Here is a 16,600-nt window from a genome sequence, read left to right as displayed (position 1 = left end):
GGTCAGTGGGGAGGAACCGGCGCCTCCGGCAGCGGGTTGACGTACCCGCCGCCCGGGGAGGCTCCGCCAAAAGGTWCCCCTCCCGGGACCACGCCCGGGGTGCGCTGGACGAGCGCTAGTGGGGCTGCCGAACGGGCGATAATGCCCGCCAGGCGGTCCGCGGAAGCGGAACGGGCGGAGACAGAAATCGCCGGATGGGGTGAGAAGCGGTCCGCGCAGCGGACGAAAAGCCAATTGCTCGGCTTTTCGAGCAACGAACGCCCGAAGCGACAGCGAAGGGCTGAGCGGATTGCGCAATGACCCTTGCCAGCGTCCGCCGCAGCGATAAGCTCGGCATCCGAGCACGGAGGCAGCGGAACGAAATGTCCAAGGGCACGGTCGAGGGCGAGAAGATCGATGTCGGGTTCTCCGGTCGCCGCTGCATCCATTCGCGCAACTGCGTGCTCGGCAATCCGCATGTCTTCGAGCCCAACGCGCCGGGCGAGTGGATCCACCCCAACGCGGCCTCGGTCGAGCAGATCGTGGCGATCGCCGAAAGCTGCCCCTCGGGCGCGATCACCTATCGCCGCAAGGACGGCGGGCAGCAGGAGGCGCCGCCGGTCGTCAACATCGTGCGGGTGCGCGAGAACGGCCCGCTGGCCGTCCATGCCGAGATCGTGCTCGGCGGCGAGACCTTTCATCGCGCCACGCTGTGCCGCTGCGGCGCGTCCCAGAACAAGCCGTTTTGCGACGGCAGCCACAGCAAGACTGGCTTTGCCGCAACCGGCGAGCCGCCGCTCAAGGAATCCCAGCCGCTCGCCGCGCGTGACGGCCCGCTGGTCATCACCCCGCAGCCCAATGGCAGCCTCAAGCTTGAAGGCAATATCGAGATCGTCACCGGCACCGGCCACACCGTCGAGCGCACGACCAAGGTTTTCCTGTGCCGCTGCGGCCATTCGGCCAACAAGCCGTTCTGCGACAGCACGCACAAGAAGATCGGTTTCGTGGCGTAGGCTGACCCGGTCGATAGCCAGCGCTGGCCGGTTTCCCTTTGCCGGCCATATCGGCTAGAGCGGGACAGTTGGAAAAAGCCCCGGACCACCAGCGAATGAACGCCAGATCTCGCCCGCAGCCCCTGTTCCTCGGCATCGACACCGGCGGCACCTACACCGACGCCGTTTTGTGGTCCGAGGATCACGGCGTCGTCGCCAAGGCCAAGGCGCTGACCACCCGCCACGACCTGGCGGTCGGCATTTCGGGCGCGGTCGACGCGGTGCTGGACAAGGCCCATGTCGACCCCGCCGCCATCAAGCTGGTGTCGATGTCGACGACGCTCGCCACCAACGCGCTGGTCGAGGGCCAGGGCGGACGCGTGGCGCTGGTGATGATCGGCTTTTCCGAGGCCGACCTTTCCCGCGATGGCCTCAAGACCGCGCTCGGCTCCGATCCGCTGGTGCTGTGCCCCGGCGGCCACGACGTACACGGCAATGCCCGCACGCTTGAACTGGCCGAGCTTGAGGCAGCATTGCCGGAACTGGCGAAATCCGTCTCGGGCTTTGCCGTCTGCGCCTACTTCGCCACCCGCAACCCGGCGCATGAGATCGCCGCGCGCGACCTGATCCGCCAGAAGACCGGCCTGCCGGTGACAGCAAGCCACGAGCTTTCTTCCAAACTCGGCGGCCCGCGCCGGGCGCTGACGACGCTGCTCAACGCCCGCCTGATCTCGATGATCGATCGCCTTGTTGCCGCAACCGAGGGCTTCCTGGAGCAACGCAAGATCAAGGCGCCGCTGATGGTGGTGCGCGGCGACGGCGCGCTGGTGTCGGCCGAATTCGCCCGCCAGCGCCCGATCGAGACTATCCTGTCGGGGCCCGCCGCGAGCCTCGTCGGCGCCCGCTACATGACCGGGCTCGACAACGCGGTCGTCTCCGACATCGGCGGCACCACAACCGACGTCGCCGTGCTCGACCACGGCCGCCCCCGGCTCGACCCCGAAGGCGCCACCGTCGGTGGTTTCCGCACCATGGTCGAGGCGGTTGCGATGCGCACCTTCGGCCTCGGTGGCGATTCGGAAGTGACGCTGGAAGACGGCGGCCTGAAGCCAAAAATGTCGCTTGGGCCGCGCCGTCTGGTGCCGCTGGCGCTCGCCGGCATGATGCATGGCGAGGCGGTGACGAGCGAACTGGAACGCCAGCTGCGCGCTCCCAATCCGGGCCGCATGGATGGCCGCTTCGCCGTCCGCACCGGTGTGCCGGAACATCTCGCCGCTGGCCTGACGGCGCCCGAGGCTAAGCTCTACGACACGATCACCGCGGTGCCGCTGCCCATCGACCGGCTTTTGACCTCCAATGCCCAAAGCGCCACACTCAACCGCCTGGTGTCGCGCGGGCTGGTCCATGTCTGTGGCTTCACCCCCTCCGATGCCGCCCATGTGTTGGGCAGGCAGGCTAATTGGGATGAAACCGCCGCTCGTCTTGGTGCCGAGCTTTTTGCCCGCAAGCGCGATGGACGCGGCCAGCCGATCGCAGCGACCCCCGAAGCATTGTCCGAGCGCGTGCTGGCAACGCTCACCCGCATCTCTGCCGAAGTCATCTTGGAAACGGCATTCGCCGAGGACGGGCTCGATGGTGCGGCGACCGTCGCTCACGCTCTGGTCCAGCGTGCAGTCGATGGCCACGAAGGCATCGCCCGGTTGTCGGTCGCGCTCGACCGGCCGGTCATTGGGTTGGGCGCCTCGGCGCCCCTACACTATGCCGGCTTGCCGCCCCTGGTCGGCAATGAATGCGTAGTGCCTGAGGATACCGACGTTGCCAACGCACTCGGTGCCGTGGTCGGACAGGTGCGCGTGACGGCCGAGGCGCGTGTCAGCCAGCCCAAGGAAGGGCTGTTCCGGCTTTCGGTAGGTGAAATCCTGCGCGACTTCGTTGATGAGGAAAGTGCGATGGCAGCAGCCGAAGCCGAGGCGCGCGCCATCGTTGCCGTTCGCGCCAGCGATGCCGGCACCGATACGGCCGAGGTCGAGATCGCTACCGAGATAAACGTGTCGACGGTCGAGGGGCAGCGTATGTTCATCGAGGCGCATGTCGTGGCGATTGCCGCAGGCCGTCCCCGGATAGCGGTCTGACGGCTAAACCGATTCGCTGCGGCGATAGGCGCCAAGTCAAATGGCGCCTCGCAGCATTGCACGAATTGACCCTGCGCACTTTGCGTGCCAAACGCCCGAAAACCTTGTTTTGACCGCCGCAGTGGCGCCGGAATTTTGGAGCTTATATTATGACCGACCTCGTTGAGCTTTTCGGCCTTCGCATATCCCGCGAACTTCACGACTTTGTTGTTGCGGAGGCATTGCCGGGGACTGGGGTCGATGTTGCGAAGTTCTGGGAGGGGTTTGCTCAGATCGTGCATGATCTCGGCCCGAAGAACCGGGCGCTGCTCGAAAAGCGCGACGACTTCCAGCTCAAGCTCGATGCCTGGTACCGCAAGCATGGCGCGCCGCACGACATGGCCGCCTACAAGGCGTTCTTGAGCGAGATCGGCTACCTCGTGCCCGAAGGCCCGGCGTTTGCTGTCACCACCGACAATGTCGATGCCGAGATCGCCACCGTCGCCGGCCCGCAGCTGGTCGTGCCKGTSAWSAAYGCGCGYTAYGCGCTGAACGCSGCCAATGCGCGCTGGGGTTCGCTCTACGATGCGCTTTACGGCACCGATGCGATTTCGGATGCCGATGGCGCCGAGAAGACCAAGGGTTACAACCCCAAGCGCGGGGCCAAGGTCATCGTCTGGGCCAAGGCGTTTCTGGATGAATCCGCGCCGCTGGCGTCTGGCAGCTGGGCCGACGTGACTGGGCTTTCGATTGTTGATGGCAAGCTGGTAATTGCCGCTGCTTCCGGTTCGGTGGCGCTGCGCGATGCAAACCAGTTCGTCGGCTATCGTGGTGAGGAGAATCCCGATGCGGTGGTGCTGGCCAAGAATGGCCTGCATGTCGAAGTGGTGATCGACCGAGGCAGCGCGATCGGCAAGACCGATCCCGCCGGCATCTCCGACATGGTGCTGGAGTCTGCGCTCACCACCATCCAGGACTGCGAGGATTCGGTCGCCGCCGTCGACGCCGAAGACAAGGTCGTGGTTTACCGCAACTGGCTCGGCCTGATGCGCGGCGACCTGTCCGAGACCTTCGACAAGGGCGGCAAAGCAGTCACCCGCAAGCTCAACGGCGACCGTTCCTACACCGGCCCCGATGGCGGCACCGTTTCGCTGCCTGGGCGTTCGCTGATGCTGGTGCGCAATGTCGGCCACCTGATGACCAATCCTGCAATCCTCGACCGCGACGGTAACCAGGTGCCCGAAGGCATCATGGATGCGGCGATCACCGCACTGATCGCGCTGCACGACGTCGGCGCCAATGGCCGGCGCATGAACAGCCGTGCGGGCTCGATGTATGTCGTCAAGCCGAAGATGCATGGCCCCGAGGAAGTCGCCTTCGCCGTCGAGATCTTCGACCGCGTCGAGCGCCTGGTCGGCATGCCCAAAAAGACCATCAAGATGGGCATCATGGACGAGGAGCGGCGCACAACCATCAACCTCAAGGAGTGCATCCGTGCCGCCAAGGAACGTGTGGTGTTCATCAACACCGGCTTCCTCGACCGCACCGGCGACGAAATCCACACCTCGATGGAAGCCGGCCCCATGGTGCGCAAGGGCGACATGAAGCAGGCGCCGTGGATCTCGGCCTACGAGGCCTGGAACGTCGACACCGGGCTTGAATGCGGTCTCTCGGGCCATGCCCAGATCGGCAAGGGCATGTGGGCSATGCCCGAYSYSATGGCCGCGATGCTGGAGCAGAAGATCGCTCACCCGAAAGCCGGCGCCAACACCGCCTGGGTGCCGTCGCCGACGGCGGCGACGCTGCATGCCACCCACTACCACAAGGTCGACGTTCACCAGGTGCAGGCCGAGCTGAAGTCGCGGCCCAAGGCGCGCCTCGACGACATCTTGTCGGTACCTGTCGTTGTCCGCCCCAACTGGACGCCCGACGAAATCCAGCGCGAGCTCGACAACAACGCGCAAGGCATCCTGGGCTATGTCGTGCGCTGGATCGACCAGGGCGTCGGCTGCTCGAAGGTGCCCGACATCAACGACATCGGGCTGATGGAAGACCGCGCCACCTTGCGCATCTCCTCCCAGCACATCGCCAACTGGCTGCGCCACGATGTCTGCTCGCATATCCAGGTGATGGACTCGCTCCAGCGCATGGCGGCGATCGTCGACCGCCAGAATGTCGGCGATCCGCTCTATCGCCCGATGGCGCCCGACTTCGACCAGTCGATCGCCTTCCGCGCCGCTTGCGACCTCGTCTTTGAAGGCCGCGCCCAGCCCAACGGCTACACCGAACCGGTCCTGCACAAGCGCAGGCTCGAGTTGAAGGCGCAGGCGCGGGGATAACCCTTCAGTGCCAAATGCTTGGTAGGACGTGGTAGTCTGATATCCATGATCGAGTCCCGTCCCACCCCCCTCTGGCCTGCCGGCCATCTCCCCCTCAAGGGGGGAGATCACCCAAACCCGCTGATGTCGCCAACCACGTCCTCCGATGGACGGACGCCGCAGCCAAAGCTCCTGATCTCCCCCCTTGAGGGGGAGATGGCCGGCAGGCCAGAGGGGGGCGTGCACAAGCACTGTGATTTCCTCACCATTGCAGGGCGTCGCCCATGACCCTCCTCGCCATCGATTGTGCCGCAAGCCTCTGTGCCGCCTCTGTCTACGACACCGGTGCTGCCAAGGAACTCGGCCGCTGCGTGCGCGACCTCGGCAAGGGCCATGCCGAGCACCTGATGGGCGTGGTGGAAGAAGCGCTTGGGCAGGCAGGTATCGCTTATGCCGATCTCGGACTTATCGCCGTGTCCACCGGCCCGGGCTCGTTCACCGGCGTGCGTGTCGGCGTCTCAGCCGCACGCGGCTTTTCGCTGGCGCTGAAAATCCCGGCGGTTGGTGTCACCACGCTGGAAGCGCTCGCCCAGGAAACGCGCGATGCGCTCGGTCCTATAGCCGTGCTCGCCGCACTCGATGCCGGGCGCGAGGAAATCCATGCGGCGCTCTATGATGAGACCGGCCACGTCTTGCGGGAGCCGGCGGTTCTGAGCCTGGCCGAGGCCGCCGAGATCGCCGCGTCTGGGCAGATGGCATTGGCCGGCACCGCAGCTCAGCTTGTCGCCGATGCGGTCGTGGTCGACAAGGCGTTCGCCTTCGGCCCGCTGCGTGCGACTGCCGACATCGGCACCTATGCGCGCCTCGCTGCCGGCAAAGAGCCAGGTGAGCGGCCGAAGCCGGTCTATCTTCGGGCGCCTGATGCCAAGCCGCAGGCTGGGTTTGTGCTGCCGAGGGAACAGAAATGAAGCTTCCGTTCTGGCCGTTGCGCCGCGACTATGCGCTCCAGCCGCTTTCACGCGATGACAGCCCGGCATTGGCACCGCTTCATCGCGAGGATTTTGTACGTCCGTGGTCCGGTGACGAGTTTTCGTCGCTGCTTGAGCAGGACACCGTCTTCGGTTTTGCCGTGCGCGAAACCGGCCACGGCAATGAGGCCCCGATTGCCTTCGTGCTGGCGCGGCTGGCGGCGGGCGAGGCCGAAATCCTCACCATCGCGGTTTCGCGGTCGCATCGCAGGCACGGCCTGGGCTGGCGGCTGATGGATGCCGTGCTGCGCGAACTGCATGCCCAGCGCGCCGAGGCGCTGTTCCTCGAAGTAGATGAGACCAATGCGCCGGCGATCGGCCTTTATCGCCGCTTCGGCTTTCATGAGGTCGGCAAGCGCCCGAATTATTACCAGTCGGCGCAAGGGGCGACCGGTGCGCTTGTCATGCGGCTCGATCTTCGCTAGCCAGAAGCCCAGTTAAAAAAGGCGTCGAGCACTACATGATCGGAAAGATCCGTACGGGGCTCGCGCTCTCTTGGATGGTTGCGGCCTCACTGGTGCTTGTGCCACTGCAGGTCATCTCGATGAAGACCGGCCTGTGGCCGGAAACCGTGATCCTGAAGATCTGGCACCGCGCCATGCTAAGAGCGCTCGGCATGCGCGTGCGCATGGTAGGCCGGATGGTCGAGACCCGGCCGTTGATGATCGCGTCCAACCACATTTCCTGGACCGATATCATGGCGCTCGGCTCGCTGGTCGATGTCACCTTCATCGCCAAGTCGGAGCTGAACGGCTGGCCGATCTTCGGCTTTCTGTCGCGTCTCCAGCGCACCGTGTTCATCGAGCGCGAGCGCAAGCGCAAGTCGGGCGACCAGGCCAGTGAGATCGCCCAGCGCCTTGCCGCCGGCAATGCCGTGGTGCTGTTTGCCGAAGGCAGCACTGGCGACGGGAACCTTTTGCTGCCGTTCAAGAGCACGCTGTTTGGTGCGGCTTCGATGGCGATTGCCGAGGGTGCCGCCGAGCATGTCGTGATCCAGCCGGTATCGATCGCCTATACCCGCATCCATGGCATCCCGCTGGGCCGCCAGCACCGCCCAATCGCCAGCTGGATCGGCGACATGGATCTGGTGCCGCATATCAAACAGTTGCTGGCCGAAGGCGGGCTCGACGTCGAAATCCGCTTCGGCGAGCCGATCGATTTTTCGGCCAAGTCGAGCCGCAAGGAAGCGACCCGGCTGATGGAAGAGCGGGTGCGCGAAATGATGCTGCAATCGCTCGCGCCGCCGGTGCCGGCGCGTTCGGCCTAAACTGGCTGTTTTTTGCCTCGGAAAGGCGCTATGAGGCGCCGCATGGAACTCGACGATATCTCTACCATAGTCCCGGCAAGCTCAGCGGAACTGGCCTCGACGGCAACGGGCGCTGCCAAGAAGGTCTTCATCAAGACCTATGGCTGCCAGATGAATGTCTACGACTCGCAGCGCATGAGCGATGCGCTCGCCGCCGACGGCTATGCGGCGACCGAGACCATCGAAGAAGCCGACCTCATTTTGCTCAACACCTGCCACATCCGCGAAAAGGCAGCGGAGAAGGTCTATTCGCAGCTGGGCCGCCTGGGCAAACTCAAGGCCGAGCGGGCTGAGAGCGGGCGCGAATTGATCGTCGGCGTCACCGGTTGCGTCGCCCAGGCCGAAGGCCGCGAAATCCTTCGCCGTGCTTCGGCTGTCGACCTGGTCGTTGGTCCTCAGACCTATCATCGCCTGCCGGAAGTCGTGCGCAGGGCGCGCGGCGGGCAGAAGGTGGTCGAAACCGAATATTCGCTCGAAGACAAGTTCGAGCACCTGCCGCAGCCACGCAAATCCGAGGTCGCCAAGCGCGGCGTCACCGCTTTCCTGACCGTGCAGGAGGGTTGCGACAAGTTCTGCACCTTCTGCGTGGTGCCCTATACCAGGGGCTCGGAAGTGTCGCGCTCGGTCGCTCAGATCGTCACCGAAGCCGAACGACTGGCCGAGGCGGGCGTGCGCGAAGTCACGCTGCTGGGCCAGAACGTCAACGCCTGGCATGGCGAAGGCGCCGACGGCAAGGAATGGGGCCTTGGGCGGCTGCTTTATCGTCTCGCCGAAATCCCCGGCATTGCCAGGCTGCGCTACACCACCAGCCATCCGCGCGACATGGACGACGAGCTGATAGCGGCCCATCGCGATTTGGGCGCGCTGATGCCTTACCTGCATCTGCCGGTGCAGTCGGGCTCCGACCGCATCCTGAAGGCGATGAACCGGAGGCATACGGCGGCCGACTATCTCAAGCTGATCGAGCGCATCCGCGCCGCACGCCCCGACATCGCCATGTCAGGCGATTTCATCGTCGGTTTTCCGGGCGAGACGGATGAGGATTTCGAGGCTACGATGGAGATCGTGCGAGCCACCAACTATGCCTCGGCTTATTCGTTCAAATATTCGCCGCGTCCGGGAACGCCGGGTGCGGAGATGGACGGCCATGTCGAGGAAAAGATCAAGGACGAACGGCTGCAAAGGCTGCAGCAGTTGATCACCCAACAGCAGCACGCCTTCGCCGACGGGCTGGTCGGACAGACCATCTCGACGCTGATCGAAAAGCCCGGCCGCGAGCCTGGACAGATCGTCGGACGCTCACCTTGGCTGCAGCCCGTTATTGTTGATGAAAAGGCCGGCGAAATCGGTGACATTATCAATGTGCGAATCACGAAGACAGGCACCAACAGCCTGTTCGCCGAAACGGCCTGAGCGGCCGTACGGCAGATGAGGAGAGACGGTTGAGCGCTGCTGAACTCAAGAACCTGCCCTCCGGGGCGTCTGACATGGCGCACATCGTACTGACCTTCGACAACAACAAGCTAGCCAGTGCGCTTTATGGCCAGTTCGACGAGAACCTGGCCCGTCTCGAACAGAAACTCGGCGTCGATATTCACTCGCGCGGCAACCAGCTGACCATCAAGGGCAGCGCCACGTCAGCCGAACAGGCGCGCCGCGCGCTCGATCATCTTTATGCCATCCTGCAGAAAGGCGGCGAAGTGGCCCAGTCCGACGTTGATGGTGCTGTGCGCATGGCGGTTGCCCCCGACGACCAGCTGACGCTGCCGACACTTGAGCGCAAGGGCAAGATGGCGGCTGCCCAGATCTCGACGCGCAAGCGCACCATCTATGCCCGCTCGCTCAACCAGGACGCCTATATGCGCGCGCTCGAGCGGTCGGAGCTGGTGTTCGGCATCGGCYCGGCTGGTACCGGCAAGACCTATCTCGCGGTGGCGCATGCCGCCATGCTGCTCGAACGCGGCATGGTCGAACGCATCATCCTTTCGCGTCCGGCGGTGGAAGCGGGTGAACGCCTCGGCTTCCTGCCCGGCGACATGAAGGARAAGGTCGATCCCTATCTSCGYCCGCTCTAYGACGCGCTCTACGACATGATGCCGGCCGACAAGGTCGAGCGCGCCATTGCCGCAGAGGTCATCGAGATCGCCCCGCTTGCCTTCATGCGCGGCCGCACGCTGGCGCACGCCGCCGTCATCCTCGACGAGGCGCAGAACACCACCTCGATGCAGATGAAGATGTTCCTGACGCGTCTCGGTGAGGGGTCGCGCATGATCGTTACCGGCGACCCGACCCAGATCGACCTGCCGCCCAACACCAAGTCGGGCCTGGTCGAAGCTTTGCGCATCCTTGACGGTGTGCCGGGTGCCGTGACTGTGCGCTTCAACGACACCGACGTGGTTCGCCACCCGCTCGTCGCCGAGATCGTCAGGGCCTATGACCGTGACGGCAAGGTCGCGCGCGGCCTTGGCACCGAGGGTTGATCGGAACGGTTTGGTGATGCCTGACAAGAAGACACCGGCGTCCTCCGTCGCGGAGGGCGGCCTCGACATCGACCTGATGATCGAGGAAGGCGCTTGGCCAAGTGAAGATGCGTTGAGGGCGCTGGTCGACCGTGCCGTGCCCGCGGCCCTGGCCGAGGCCGAGGTGGAGGCCGTCGATGGCGTCGAGCTGAGCCTGGTTTTCACTGACGACGACGCCATCCAGAGCCTCAACGCCGAATGGCGTCAAAAAGACAAGCCGACCAATGTATTGTCGTTTCCAGCCTTCCCCATGGCGCCGGGCGACCCGCTGCCGCCGATGCTCGGCGACATCGTTTTGGCCTATGAGACGGTGGTGCGCGAGGCCGAGCTTGAACAAAAGCCGCTCGAAAACCACATCACCCACCTCATAATCCACGGATTCCTGCATCTTTTGGGGTATGATCACGAGACCGACGAGGAAGCCGAGGAGATGGAGGCCCTGGAGCGTCAGGCTCTGGCGAGGCTTGCCATTCCCGATCCCTACGCGTAACAGGGGCGATCAACGACCGGAAGACGATGAACGACAAAACAGAGACTGCCGCCACGCCCGAAACGGGAACCGCGGCAAAGGCCTCCGACCAGAACGAGGACGGACCTAGTAGCAGTGCGCCGTTACCCGCGACGCACGACCCCCAGGCCGAACGGCCATCCTTCATTGAGCGGTTGACCAGGCTATTCCGTCACCGCAGCAATGGCACCAATATCCGTGAGGAAATTGTCGACGCGCTGGCCGAAACGACCGGCAGCGACGCCGATTCGTTTTCGCCTGGCGAACGCGCCATGCTCAACAACATCCTCAGGCTCCGCGAAGTCAGGGTCGAGGACGTCATGGTGCCGCGCGCCGACATCGAGGCGATCGAGCTCTCGACCACGCTTGGCGAACTGCTTGTCGTATTCGAACAATCAGGCCATTCGCGCATGCCCGTCTATGTCGAGACCCTCGATGATCCGCGCGGCATGGTCCACATCCGCGACGTGCTCGCCCACATCACCCGTGGGGCGCGCGTCAAGAAGGGCAGGGCACGCAAGGCGCAGCCCACCGACGTGCAGATCGACCTCGCGCAGGTCGATCTCAAGCGCAACATCGGCGAGTTGAATCTCATCCGCACGGTGCTGTTTGTGCCGCCGTCCATGCTGGCCTCCGACCTGATGACCCGCATGCAGGCGACGCGCACCCAGATGGCGCTGGTCATTGACGAGTATGGCGGCACCGACGGGCTGGTTTCGCTCGAAGACATCGTCGAGATGGTCGTCGGCGACATCGAAGACGAGCATGATGACGACGAGCCGATGATCACCCAGGCGGGAGACGGCGTTTATGTCGTCGACGGCAAGGCTGAGATCGAGGAGGTCGCCAAGGTCCTGGGCTCGGAATTCTCGCCCGGCGAACACAGCGAATATGTCGATACGATCGGTGGCATGATCTTCAATGCGCTCGGCCGCGTGCCGGCGCGGGGCGAAGTCGTGCAGGCGATCCCAGGCTTCGAGTTCCACGTCCTCGACGCCGACCCGCGCCGCGTCAAGCGCGTGCGCATCGTCCATAGCTTGAAGAGCGAGCGCCGCCGCCGCGCCAAGGCTGAACAGGCGTGAGCCTGGCCTGCCGAGGCGGTCCGCCATTTGGTGCCGCCTTGCGGTGCTGCTACACCTTCGATCCGTGATTCTGGGAGAGGGGCACGGATGGAGCGCCACGCTGGGCGGATAATTCTGCTGTGGGGATGGAAAAGAGCGCTGGTCGCCTTTGTGGCCGGCGCCTTCGCCGTTCTGGGCCAAGCGCCCTATGACTTTTTCGCCGCCTGCTTCGTGTCTTTCCCGGTCCTGGTGTGGCTGCTTGACGGTGCTGTCGCCGACAGGCCCGCTGGCTTGCTGCGCCGCCTCATGCCAGCCTTCGTCACTGGCTGGTGGTTCGGCTTCGGCTATTTCCTCGCGGGGCTGTGGTGGGTTGGTGGCGCACTTTTGGTCGAAGCCGAGAGTTTTGCCTGGGCGCTGCCGTTTGCCGTCGTCGGCATTCCGCTGATTCTGGCCTTCTTCTATGGCTTTGCCGCCGCATTGGCCCGGCTGTTGTGGAGCGACGGCATCGGCCGTATTGCGGCACTCGCCTTCGCCTTCGGCCTGGCCGAATGGCTGCGCACCTTCCTGTTCACCGGCTTTCCGTGGAACCCGCTGGGCTTTGCCGCCATGCCCGTGCCGCTGTTCATGCAGAGCGTGGCGGTGGTCGGCGTCACCGGTATGAACGTGCTGGCCGTCTTCGTCTTCGCCATGCCGGCACTGCTCGCCGACCGGCGCAATCTCAAGCTTGGCTTTTCGCTGGCGGCTGTGCTGGTCGCAGCCCACGCCGCCTACGGCTATTACAGGCTGGCGGTGCCTGCCGCGCCGGCTGGCGGGACGATCAATGTCCGTCTCGTCCAGCCCAATATCGACCTCAGCGAAAAATGGGATGGCCGTGTCCGCGACCGCATCTTTGCCGGCATGCTGCAGCTGTCGGCCGAACCACCGAAACCGGGCGCCAAGAAGCCCGACCTGATCGTGTGGCCCGAGACGTCGGTGCCGTTCCTGTTCACCGAGCGGCCCGACGCGCTGGTGGCGATCGGCGACATGCTGGCCGAAGGCCAGATGCTGATGGCTGGCACTGTGCGCGAGGAAGGCGAATCGTCAGCCGACGCCGAAGCCCGCTATTACAATTCCGTCGTCAGCATCAACGACAAGGGCGAGATCGTTGATGCTGTCGACAAGGTCCACCTTGTTCCCTTCGGCGAATATATTCCGTTCGCCGGCCTGATGGAGCGCATCGGGCTCACTCAACTTGTCGCCGGGCCGATGAATTTCACCGCTGGCACCAGCCGCCGGCCGCTCGACCTGCCTGGCGGTCTGAAGGCGGCGGCATTCGTCTGTTATGAAATAATTTTTCCCCGTCTAGTTGCAGTTGACGCGGCGTCAACTCAGATTATGGTAAACGTCACCAACGACGCGTGGTTTGGCGATACTCCGGGTCCGTATCAGCATTTCCGGCAGTCGCAGATCCGCGCGGTTGAAAACGGGTTGCCGGTCCTGCGCGCGGCCAACACAGGAATTTCCGGCATTGTCGACCCAAGCGGGCGAGTTGTGGATGCACTTGCGATGAATGTTCGCGGCACCATCGATTTCTCGCTTCCGGTGGCCGCCGCTGGCGCCACCTCGACGCCGCTTTCGCGTGTTAACGGTTTCCTGATCATGTTCGTGATTGCCGTTGCGGCAAGTGGCTTGAAGCTCAGGCAGAGGCTCAGGGCGAATTGACACTGCGGTTGTTAGAAACTCATATGCCCCCRCGCGGCGAGATGCTGCGCCAATCGGCGTTCAGATCCGAGCGTTATAATTTGCCCTGAAGTGGGTTATCTGCCCAAAAAATAAGCTGGGAAAATCCGGCGAGGAAAGACAGTGGAAAAAGAAAACAAGAAGAAACCAAATCCGACCGACGTATACGTCGGCGGTAGAATTCGCCTGCGACGCAACATGTTGGGAATGAGCCAGGAAAAGCTTGGAGAAAGCCTAGGGATTACCTTCCAGCAAATCCAGAAATACGAAAAGGGAACAAACCGCGTCGGAGCGAGTCGCCTTCAGGCAATCGCTTCGATCCTCAGCGTTCCGGTTGCCTTCTTCTTCGAGGACGCCCCGGGGGCTGAAGGCATCGATCACAAGGGACTGGCGGAAGATTCTTCCACCTCCTTCGTGGTCAATTTTCTCAGCAGCGCCGAAGGCCTGCAGCTCAACCGCGCCTTTGCCCGGATTTCCAACCCCAAAATTCGGCGCAAAGTCATTGAATTGGCCAAGGTCCTGGCCGACGACGAAGAGCAGTAATGCCAGAGCGCGTGCGCCCGAATGGACGCACAAAGGACGCTCTAAGTGTTTGAAACTTCGCATCATGCGTTCTGAAAATCGGCTCCGATATTCAGGCAGATGCGCAGTGCGACGGCGATGCGCCGTCGCCACGCTCTTGCAATAACAAGCCTTCCGCGACGAAAGCCTGCTTGACGAGGTCTGGCAGGCTTCGCTAACACGTGTCGCGCCAAAGATCGGCATCGCGCCGATCGCTTTCCAGAGGGGACATCCCGTGCAGCGGCAGAATTATCTCTTCACCTCCGAGTCCGTATCCGAAGGCCACCCCGATAAGGTGTGCGACCGCATTTCCGATGAGATCGTCGATCTCGTCTACCGTGAAGCCAAAAAGACTGGCATGGATCCGTGGAAGGTCCGCGTTGCCTGTGAAACTCTGGCAACCACCAACCGCGTTGTGATCGCCGGCGAAGTTCGCGTGCCCGACACGCTGCTCAAGAAAGACAAGAACGGCCAGATCGTGAAGGACGCAGCCGGCCATCCGGTCGTCAATCCGTCCAAGTTCAAAGCGGTGGCTCGCAAGGCCATCCGCGCGATCGGCTACGAGCAGGCCGGCTTCCACTGGAAGACCGCGCGCATCGACGTGCTGCTGCACGGCCAGTCGCCCGACATCGGCCAGGGCGTCGACAGCGCTTCCGACCGCCAGGGCGAAGAGGGCGCGGGCGACCAGGGCATCATGTTCGGTTATGCCTGCCGCGAGACGCCGGATCTGATGCCGGCGCCGATCTACTACAGCCACAAGATCCTCGAACTGCTGGCTTCTGCCCGCCACGAGAACAAGGGCGACGCCGGCAAGCTCGGCCCCGACGCCAAGAGCCAGGTCACCGTGCGCTACCAGGACGGCAAGGCCCACGAGGTCACGCAGATCGTGCTTTCGACCCAGCACCTCGACGGCAGCTGGGATTCGGGCAAGGTCCGCAAGGTCGTCGAGCCCTACATCCGCGAAGCCCTTGACGGCCTCGAGATCGCCAACGACTGCAACTGGTACATCAACCCGACCGGCAAGTTCGTCATCGGTGGTCCTGACGGCGACGCAGGCCTGACCGGCCGCAAGATCATCGTCGACACCTACGGCGGCGCTGCCCCGCATGGCGGCGGCGCGTTCTCCGGCAAGGACACCACCAAGGTCGACCGTTCGGCAGCTTATGCCGCGCGCTACCTTGCCAAGAACGTGGTTGCCGCAAAGCTCGCCGAGCGCTGCACCATCCAGCTGGCCTACGCCATCGGCGTTGCCCAGCCGCTGTCGGTCTATGTCGACCTGCACGGCACTGGCAAGGTCGACGAGGCGGTGCTGGAAGATGCGCTGCGCCAGGTCATGGACCTGTCGCCGTCGGGCATCCGCCGTCACCTCGATCTCAACAAGCCGATCTACGCCAAGACCTCGTCCTACGGCCATTTTGGCCGCAAGGCCGGTCGCGACGGTTCTTTCTCGTGGGAAAAGACCGACCTGGTGAAGGCCCTCAAGGATGCGGTCGCCGCCTAAGGCGACCGTGGTATCAATGGAACAGGAACCGCGCCGCAGTCGCACCAGCGAAGCCTTTTTCGGGCGGCGGCGCGGCAAGTCTATCCGCCCGCATCAGGCGGAAGCGCTTGAAACAGGACTGGCCCGCCTTGGCATCGACCTTGGCGTGGCCGCCCCTGCCGATCTTCGCACGATGTTTGAAGCCGAGGTGTCCAAGGTCAAGCTGGAGATCGGCTTCGGCGGTGGCGAGCACCTTCGCCACATCGCCGCGAACAATCCGGCCACCGGCTTCATCGGAATCGAGCCTTTCGTCAACGGCATGGCCAAGATGACGGCGGTGCTGGATGAAAACCCGCTCGCCAACATCCGCCTCTATGACGAAGACGCCACCCAGCTGCTCGACTGGCTGCCGGAGGCCTCGCTCGACGGCATCGACCTGCTCTATCCCGACCCGTGGCGGAAGAAGAAGCACTGGAAGCGCCGCTTCGTCAGCCCGGTCAATCTCGACCGCTTCGCCCGCGCGCTGAAGAGCGGCGCGAAATTCCGCTTTGCCTCCGACATCGACACCTATGTGAACTGGACGCTGCAGCATTGCCGCGCCCATCCTGCCTTCGAGTGGCAGGCGGCCGACGCCCGCGATTGGCACACGCCTTATGAGGGCTGGACGCGCACGCGCTACGAAGCCAAGGCCATCCGTGAAAACCGCACCCCGGCGTATTTGACGTTCGTGAGGGTGTAGGGTCATTCATTAGAAGCTGCCCCTCACCCCTACCCTTGTAACTTGAACGTTGCCGCATCTGCTATTGTTAGCGGTGCGGTGGCGGACGGGAGACCGAAGTTCCTTTGGGACACCAAGCCCGTGGGAGAGCTTGGGTCTTCGTCCGCCGTTCCATCGACCCCGAACAGTCGCCAGGGCCGCAAGCGAAGCCCGATTAGGCAAGGATGGGAGAAGATGGACGCTGCTTTTGTCGTTGTAGGGATCGATGTCTCGAAGGAGCGGCTCGACATTCATGTCCTG

14 protein-coding genes are annotated in these 16,600 nt (G+C 63.8%); all 14 read left to right on the top strand.

Annotated features, from left to right (window positions below; translation table 11 throughout):
- The first annotated feature begins 362 nt into the window (after positions 1-362).
- Entirely contained in the window at positions 363-992 is a 630-nt protein-coding gene (locus tag AC1DWF_RS22500; RefSeq protein ID WP_476784880.1) for a CDGSH iron-sulfur domain-containing protein, read from the top strand.
- 95 nt (positions 993-1,087) lie between these two features.
- Positions 1,088-3,103: a hydantoinase/oxoprolinase N-terminal domain-containing protein gene (locus AC1DWF_RS22495; RefSeq protein ID WP_476784881.1), complete on the top strand. Its 2,016-nt coding sequence runs from the start codon at positions 1,088-1,090 to the stop codon at positions 3,101-3,103.
- A gap of 149 nt (positions 3,104-3,252) precedes the next feature.
- Complete coding sequence (locus AC1DWF_RS22490) at positions 3,253-5,421, top strand: malate synthase G (RefSeq protein ID WP_476842073.1); 2,169 nt, start codon at positions 3,253-3,255, stop codon at positions 5,419-5,421.
- 263 nt (positions 5,422-5,684) lie between these two features.
- A complete protein-coding gene (gene tsaB / locus AC1DWF_RS22485) occupies positions 5,685-6,368 on the top strand; it encodes a tRNA (adenosine(37)-N6)-threonylcarbamoyltransferase complex dimerization subunit type 1 TsaB (RefSeq protein ID WP_476785653.1) in 684 nt (227 codons plus the stop codon).
- Positions 6,365-6,853 (top strand): GNAT family N-acetyltransferase, encoded by a 489-nt coding sequence (locus AC1DWF_RS22480; RefSeq protein ID WP_476785654.1) that lies wholly within the window; start codon positions 6,365-6,367, stop codon positions 6,851-6,853. The genes tsaB and AC1DWF_RS22480 overlap by 4 nt, the downstream gene beginning before the upstream one ends.
- A gap of 35 nt (positions 6,854-6,888) precedes the next feature.
- Positions 6,889-7,695, top strand: a complete 807-nt coding sequence (gene olsA / locus AC1DWF_RS22475; protein ID WP_476785655.1) for a lyso-ornithine lipid O-acyltransferase — start codon at positions 6,889-6,891, stop codon at positions 7,693-7,695.
- Between the two features lie 42 nt (positions 7,696-7,737).
- Entirely contained in the window at positions 7,738-9,147 is a 1,410-nt protein-coding gene (miaB, locus tag AC1DWF_RS22470) for a tRNA (N6-isopentenyl adenosine(37)-C2)-methylthiotransferase MiaB (protein ID WP_476788955.1), read from the top strand.
- Positions 9,148-9,221: 74 nt separating this feature from the next.
- The gene (locus AC1DWF_RS22465) at positions 9,222-10,214 is read left to right on the top strand and encodes a PhoH family protein (protein ID WP_476842074.1); all 993 of its coding nucleotides are present in this window, start codon (positions 9,222-9,224) and stop codon (positions 10,212-10,214) included.
- Between the two features lie 16 nt (positions 10,215-10,230).
- Positions 10,231-10,743 (top strand): rRNA maturation RNase YbeY, encoded by a 513-nt coding sequence (gene ybeY / locus AC1DWF_RS22460; protein ID WP_476788956.1) that lies wholly within the window; start codon positions 10,231-10,233, stop codon positions 10,741-10,743.
- Between the two features lie 26 nt (positions 10,744-10,769).
- Positions 10,770-11,843, top strand: a complete 1,074-nt coding sequence (locus tag AC1DWF_RS22455; RefSeq protein ID WP_476788957.1) for a hemolysin family protein — start codon at positions 10,770-10,772, stop codon at positions 11,841-11,843.
- A gap of 87 nt (positions 11,844-11,930) precedes the next feature.
- Entirely contained in the window at positions 11,931-13,523 is a 1,593-nt protein-coding gene (gene lnt / locus AC1DWF_RS22450) for an apolipoprotein N-acyltransferase (RefSeq protein ID WP_476788958.1), read from the top strand.
- Between the two features lie 141 nt (positions 13,524-13,664).
- Complete coding sequence (locus AC1DWF_RS22445; protein ID WP_476785574.1) at positions 13,665-14,084, top strand: helix-turn-helix domain-containing protein; 420 nt, start codon at positions 13,665-13,667, stop codon at positions 14,082-14,084.
- A 253-nt stretch (positions 14,085-14,337) separates the two neighbouring features.
- Entirely contained in the window at positions 14,338-15,603 is a 1,266-nt protein-coding gene (gene metK, locus AC1DWF_RS22440; RefSeq protein WP_476785575.1) for a methionine adenosyltransferase, read from the top strand.
- A gap of 16 nt (positions 15,604-15,619) precedes the next feature.
- Positions 15,620-16,321 (top strand): tRNA (guanine(46)-N(7))-methyltransferase TrmB, encoded by a 702-nt coding sequence (gene trmB / locus AC1DWF_RS22435; RefSeq protein ID WP_476785576.1) that lies wholly within the window; start codon positions 15,620-15,622, stop codon positions 16,319-16,321.
- Positions 16,322-16,600: the final 279 nt, after the last annotated feature.

The organism is Aminobacter sp. P4_D5 (assembly GCF_056401815.1).
The sequence above is the reverse complement of the archived record's forward strand: the minus strand, read 5'-3'. Positions and strand labels throughout refer to the sequence as shown.